The sequence below is a fragment of the Streptomyces longispororuber genome (genome assembly GCF_014656095.1).
Lineage (GTDB): Bacteria > Actinomycetota > Actinomycetes > Streptomycetales > Streptomycetaceae > Streptomyces > Streptomyces longispororuber.
Map to the genome: position 1 here is coordinate 39,639 of NZ_BNBT01000058.1, position 6,653 is coordinate 46,291.

Consider the following 6,653-nt stretch of genomic DNA (forward strand, 5'->3'; position numbering starts at 1 on the left):
ACGTGTGGAGGACCGCCCCCGTCCGGCGCGGGCGTCGCGTTTCTTCAAGCCCCGCCCGGCCCCCCGCCTTTACGGTCCCGGCATGAACGGTGAGACCAGTGAACTGAGCACCCCTGCCGCCGCGGGCGGCACCGTCGACCCCACCGGCGTCCCGTTGGGCGCCCTGCTCGCCTTCGCCGCCGCGCAGGCCGTACCGGTGGTGCGGGCCATCCGCGACGAGCAGCTCGGCGCGCCGACGCCGTGTGCGGAGTACGACGTCAAGGACCTCGTGAACCACCTCTTCCACGTGGTGGTGGAGTTCCAGGCGCTGGCCGCGAAGGAGAGTGCCGACTTCTCGGCCACGCCGGACTACGTGGCCCGGGGGGACGGCTGGCGCGAGCGGTTCGCCGAGGAGGCAGACGGGCTCGTCGCCGCCTGGTCGGCGCCGGGGGCGGACGAGGGGACGACCGGCGCGCTGGACCTGCCGGCGGCGACCGTCGGCGCGATGGCGCTGCTCGACCTGACCGTGCACGCCTGGGACCTGGCACGCGCGACCGGGCAGGAGTTCGGTGCGGCGTACGAGCAGGGGAGCGGCCCGGGCGACGGCGCGGCGGGCGCGGACGGGCCGCGGGTCCTGGAGGCCCTGCACGTCGCGGTCGCCGAGATGGCGCCGACCGCCCGCTCCCTGGGGATGTTCGGTGATCCGGTTCCGGTACGGGACGGCGCGTCCGCCCTGGAGCGGTTGCTGGCGGCGACCGGGAGGGACCCGGGCGCGCGCGGGTGACGGACGGCCATAGGGGGTTCGGACACGGGATGACCAGCGCGAGTCTTCCGCTGGCGTGCCAACGCGGCCACCATGGAAGCGGATTCGGAGTCGCGGAACCGTTACGTCAGGGGGAACCACGGTATGGCGGAGTCTGCAAAGGACTTCTGTTCCGACTTAGTCGATCTCTCCGGGATCTCCTTGGCGGAGTTGCACGCGAGTGACGACCCACTGCTGCGGCGGGCCCTGCGCTGTGCCGGCCATCGGGCGAGTGCGGCGTTCGGCACCCTTGATCTGACCAACAGCGAGGAGATGAGACTGCTGCGCGGGACGAGGCAGCGCTCGCGGTGACGCCGGGGCGGGAGAGTTCCCGCCGGTCCCCCGGGGGCGGGCGGGGCGTTCCCGCGCCCGGCGGGCACCGCCTCGACCTGCACCGGGTCTCCGGCGCGTCGCTGCGCGCCGTCGCGGCGGGCGAGGCGGGCCCCGCCGATCTTGCGCTGCTGCGCGCGGGCCAGCGGAGCCAACTGCTGCTGGTGCTGCGGGCCCTGCGCGACCGCGCCGGCGACCTGCCGGGCCCGGGGCGGCGCGGCGGGCCGTCGGCGCGGCCGGCCTGGGAGGGGCTCGCCGCCGCCGAGGAGCGGGACGCCGAGGCCGTGGGCGCGGTCCTCGACGACCCGTCGGTGATGGCGTGGGCCATGCGGCTGCTGCGGCGGGTGGGCGGGGGCTCCGGGACGGCCCGGGGCGCGGCGGCGCCCCTGTGGGCGGACCTCGGCCAGTTCCGGGCCGTGGCCGCGGCGGCGGCCCTGCGCACGGGGACCGGGGTCTCGCTGCGGGTGCCCGCGTACCGGGGCCTGGTCTGGGTGCCGGGGGCGGGGGTGGCGGGGCCGGTGTCCCGGCGCCGCTGGAGCGAGGCGGAGTTCCACGTGGCCGGGGGCGGCGCCGTGGTGCGCGGGGAGTGCGCGGAGGTGCGGCTGCCCGGGGCGGGGGCGCTGGCGGAACCGGCGGCGGGCTGGCGGCCCCTGGTCGAGCTGTGCGGGCCGGAGGACGTCCTGCGGGAGCTTGACGGGGGCGCGCGCTCCGCGGGGGTCGCGCCGGGCGGTGCGGGGCGGCGGGACGGGGGCCCGGGCCAGGGGCTGCGCCTCGACGCGGTGACCCCGTACCGGGACTTCGACGTGTGGCCGCGTGCGCCCCTGCGGCTGGGGGAGCGGCGGACGCGGCTGTGGCGGGAGCGGCTGCGCGGTGCCTGCGCGCTGCTCGCGCGGGAGTCGCCGCCGGACGCGGCGGCACTGGCCGCGCTGGTGCGCGTGCTGGTGCCCCGCGCGTTCCCTTCCTCCCTGGGTGGGCTCGTACCCAGTGCCTCGTCGCCGGAGGCGTTCGGCGCGGTCGCGCTGTCACTGCCGTACGACGAGCCGCAGACGGCGGCCGTGCTGGTGCACGAGACCCGGCACCAGGAGCTGACGGCGCTGATGAGCCTGGTGCGGCTGGTGCGAGAGCCGACGGCGGGTGTGGCGGGCGGGGCGGGTGTGACGGGCGCGGCCAAGGCGGACGGCGTGGCGGGCGCGGAAGAGGCGGCGGGCGCGGAAGGGGCGGCGGAGGCGGAAGGGGCGGCGGAGCGGCTCTACTACGCCCCGTGGCGCGGTGATCCGCGTCCCGCGCGGGGGGTGCTGCACGGTGTGTACGCCTTCGCCGGGGTGGCCCGCTTCTGGCGGGCGCACCGGGAGGCCGCCGAGGGGGCGGGGGCGCGGCGCGCCGACTTCGAGTTCGCGGTCTTCAGGGAGCAGGTGGGGGAGGCGGTGGCCGCGCTGGTGGCGGGTGGTGACCTGACGGAGGCGGGGCGGCTGTTCGTGGAGGAGGTCGCGGCCCCGCTGGAGCGGTGGCGGAAGGAGGAGGTGCCGGCGGAGCCGGCGCGGCTCGCGGCGCACTACTGCGCGGCGCGGCGGGCGCTGTGGCGGTGGCGGCACCGGGCCGTCGGGGAGGCGCTCGTGGCGCGGCTGGCCGGGGACTGGGCGGCGGGCAGGCCCGCGCCGCCGCTGCCCGCCCCGGTGCTCGCGCCGAGCGAGGAGGCGCACCGCTCGCCCGCGTTCGGCACGCTGGCCCGGCTGTCGCTGTCGGCGCCCGGCGCGATCACGCGGCGGCTGCGGCGGGCCGAGGCGGAGGGGGACGCGGTGGCCGCGGCGAAGTGCGCGGCGGTGGCCGGGGACGCGGAGGCGGCGGAGCGCTGGTACGGCGTCCGCGTGGCGGCCCATCCGGGCGACGCCGAGGCGTGGATCGGTGCGGCGCTGGTGCGGAGGCGGGGCTCGGCCGCGGCGGCGCTGCTGCTCGACCGCCCGGAGACCGTGTTCGCGGTGCACCGGGCGGTCGTGGCCGCGGGGCTCCGGCCCGCGGACCCGCTGGAGCTGGCCGGGTGGCTCGCCGCGGCGCGCGGCCGTGACGGCGCGCGGCCATGACGGCGTGGCACCGTGACGCCGTGACGCCATGACGGCGTGGCACCGTGACGCCGTGACGGCCGCCGGGCGGGGTCGCCGCCGTGCCGGAGGAAGACCGGACCGGATCAGGCCGGGCCAGATGGGTCCGGACGAGGTCAGAGGGAGATCAGGTCGATGTCCGCGTTCGCCCTGAGCCCCTTCTCGGCGTCCCTGGTGGCGGGGTGGGAGGGGCCCAGGATGGACCGGTAGGTCTCCAGGGCGTCGTCCTGCAGGCGCCTGCTCTCCTCCGTGCGGCCCAGGGCCTTGAGGTCGAGGCTGAGGTTGAGCTGGACGGCGAGGTTCGCCGGGTGGCTCTCGCGCAGCCGTACGGAGTCCTCGGCGGCGGCCGCGTCGATCTCGTACGCCCGGTCGGGGTGGCCGAGGGCGAAGTGGTCGCTGGCGAGGTTCATGCGGGCGAGCAGGGTGCGCGGGTGTTCGGCGCCGAGGCTGCGGGTGAGGCCCTCGGAGATCTCCAGGTCGAGGGCGAGGGCGGCTTCGTTCTCGCCGAGCAGGCGCAGGGCGACGGCGAGGTTCATGGCGATGGCGTGGCTGTGCGGGTGGTCGCGGCCGTAGAGGGTGCGGTGCTGCTCCAGGGCCTGTTCGGTGAGGGCCCGTGACTCCTGGAGCTTGCCGACCTGACGGAGGTCGTTGGCGTGGCTGATGGCCATCTGCATGAACTGCCGGGTGCCGGTGCCGAAGCGTCGGCGGACCAGGGACATGTAGGGCGTGGAGATCTCGTACGCCCCTTCGTGGTCGCCCTTCTTGCGGCGGGTGACGCACAGGTTGCGGATGACCTGGACGGTGAACCAGTGGTCGCCGCCGAGCTGTTCGCGCAGGTTCGCGGCGAGTTCCTCGTAGCCCTCCAGGGATTCGTCGTAGCGGCCGAGTTCCTGCAGGTCCAGGAGGTAGGCGCTGTACGTGACCAGGGTGTAGAGGTGGTCGTCGCCGAGGACCTCGACGCGGCGCTGCCAGGTGTCGTGGTCGAGGTCGCGGGCGCGGACGGGGTCGCCGGCCAGGCGCAGGCTGACCGCGTAGTTGTTGGCGGTGAGCAGGGTGGCCGGGTCGTCGGGGCCGAACTGGGCGAGGCTGGTCTCGTAGACCCGCTGGTCGATCTCCTTGGCCTCGTAGAAGTTGCCGAGGTTGCGGTGGTTGCCGGCCAGGTAGCTCTGGGCCTGGAGGGTGTTCTCGTGGGTGTCGCCGAGGACCCTGCGGTAGCGCTCGACGAGTTCGGCCTGGAGGTGGAAGGCGCGGTCGAGGTCGAGGTTCTGCTCGCGGAGGGTCTCGGCGATCTGCTGGTCGATGCCGAGGACCTCCTCGTGGTCCTCACCGAGGCGTTCGCGCCAGATGGCGGCGGCGCGTTCGCCGAGGTTGAGGGCGGCGGTGTAGTCGCCGCGGGCGCGCAGGAACCACACCTCGTTGAGGACGAGGCGGCGGGTCCAGCCCTCCTCGCACTCGACGGCGTTGGAGGCGCGCAGATGGGTCAGGAGGGAGGAGTAGCGGGGCCAGAAGGTGGTGCGCTGGGGGTTCCTGGGGTCGGCGTTGGACAGGAGCTGGTGGGCGGCGTGCCGCATCTGGGCCCGCTCCTGGGGGTTCATCTGCTCGACGAGGACGCGCTGGACGAGGCGGTGGAGCTGGACGGTGGACTGCCGGTGGTCGATGCGGGCGAGCGCGTAGCGGCCGATCTCGCGGACGGCGCGGCCGAGTTTGACGGGGTCGTCGAGCGCGGCCTGCAGCTCGCGGGGCACGGAGATGCCGCGGACGGCGGAGAAGAGGTCCCAGGAGATGGGCTCGGGGGCGAAGAACGCGCAGACCTGGAGGAGTTGGAGGGCGTCGGGGCGGTCCTCGCGGAGGCGTTCCAGGGACACGTTCCAGGCGGCGGCCACCGGCATCTCGTAGTCGGGCGGCGGGTCGGACCGCAGGAGTTCGGCCCACTTGCGCTCGAAGAGTTCGAGGTACTGGTGGACGGGCATGCCCGTCTCGGCGAGCCAGACGGAGGCCTGCTCGACGGCGAGCGGCAGGTCGCCGAGGGAGGCGGCGAGGTGGTTGACGGCGTCGTCGGCGAGGTCGGGGCTGCGGCGGCGCAGCAGCGAGACGCTCTCCTCGCGGGCGAACACGTCGACCTCGAGGGAGCTGGCGGTGTGGGACCACTGGACGTTGCGCGAGGTCACGAGGATGCGGCCGGGGCCGTCGGTGGGGAAGTACTTGCGTACTTCTTTGGGGTCTTCCGCGTTGTCGAACACCAGCAGCCAATCGCTGTAGGGCTCGCCCCTGCGCAGCGCGTCCAGGACGGCCGGGACCGCGGAGATCTCGGAGCTGACCTGGAGCCCCATCTGCTCGCCCAGTTCGATGAGGGACTGGACGATCTGGTTCTCCTGTTCGGAGGCCACCCACCAGACGAGCCGGTAGTCGCGGCTGTGGCGGTACACGTACTCGACGGCGATCTGTGACTTGCCCACACCGCCCATGCCGTGCAGCGCTTCGGGGAGTACCGCGGTGACACCGGTGCCGAGGCGGTCCTGCAACTGTTCGAGCAGGGTCTCGCGGCCGGTGAAGTTCCTGTTCCGCTGCGGTACGTTCCCCCAGATGCGGGGCGGGTCGTGCGGGCCGCGCGGGCCCGGGGCAACCGGCAGACCGGCAGACACGGCGGGGCCTCCAGGGTGGGAGCGAGGGGATGCGGGGGGCGGGGCGGGGGTGGGGGGCGGTGCGGCGGGGGGCGCGGCCTGGGATGGGGGCGGCGGCGGGGAGCCCGCGCGGCGTGGGGTGTCCGCCGGGGCTTGCGGCCGGTACGGTATCGCAGTTTGTTGGCTCTTTCTCAAGTTTGACCCGCTATCAGCCTCTGAGTACTGTAATGACGGCTTATGTCCAGATGTAAGGGTGCTCTCCTGGTTCAGGGAGCGCGGGCCCGCCGCGTGGCTGCGCAGCAGCCTCCCGAGGTGGTCGGCGCGGGCGAGGTAGGGCCCTGACAGCGCGCACAGCGCGGTGTACAGATGGGTCACGAAAGGGCGGGTCCGCTCCGTGATCGGCGGGTCCGCGAGGTCGCCCTCCGGCGCCACCAGGGCGCCGCCGCCCTCCCACAGCTCCTCCAGGCGCGGCCCCAGGAAGCGCTCCACCTGGCGCAGCGCCGCGATCGTGTCGGCGCGCCGCCCGAGGGCCAGGAGCTCCTCGCGCACCCCGTCCGCGAAGTCGTACGACACGCGGTACGGGTCCTCGACGTCGCCCGTGTCGTCGCTGCGGCGCACCAGGCCGAGCAGGACGAGTTCGGCGACGTTCCAGAACCGCGTGCCCTCCGCCGCCTGCTGGAGCAGGCGCATGACCGGCAGGTTCAGCGGCACCGCGGCCATGCGCTTGGCGAGGGCGAAGCCGGCGGGCGACGCGGTGGCGCGGAAGCGGCGCACGACGCCCGCCGCCCGCGCGGCGCGCGCCTGCGCCGTCTGCTCCCCGGCCCC

Annotated in this window: 3 protein-coding genes; 2 read left to right on the forward strand and 1 reads right to left on the reverse strand. The window is 75.1% G+C overall.

The window, feature by feature from the left end; translation table 11 throughout:
- The first annotated feature begins 82 nt into the window (after window positions 1–82).
- Entirely contained in the window at window positions 83–763 is a 681-nt protein-coding gene (locus IE330_RS19395) for a TIGR03086 family metal-binding protein (RefSeq protein ID WP_190137316.1), read from the forward strand.
- Window positions 764–1,089: 326 nt separating this feature from the next.
- Window positions 1,090–3,189, forward strand: a complete 2,100-nt coding sequence (locus IE330_RS19400; protein WP_190137317.1) for an aKG-HExxH-type peptide beta-hydroxylase — start codon at window positions 1,090–1,092, stop codon at window positions 3,187–3,189.
- Window positions 3,190–3,323: 134 nt separating this feature from the next.
- Here IE330_RS19400 and fxsT read toward each other — a convergent pair.
- Window positions 3,324–6,653 (reverse strand): FxSxx-COOH system tetratricopeptide repeat protein (gene fxsT, locus IE330_RS19405; RefSeq protein ID WP_229925773.1); only part of this gene is annotated, 3,330 nt, incomplete at its 5' end.

What these genes read in the sequence shown, in the direction of transcription:
- IE330_RS19395 (WP_190137316.1), top strand. Translation starts at nt 83, where the DNA reads ATGAACGGTGAGACCAGTGAACTGAGCACCCCTGCCGCCGCGGGCGGC.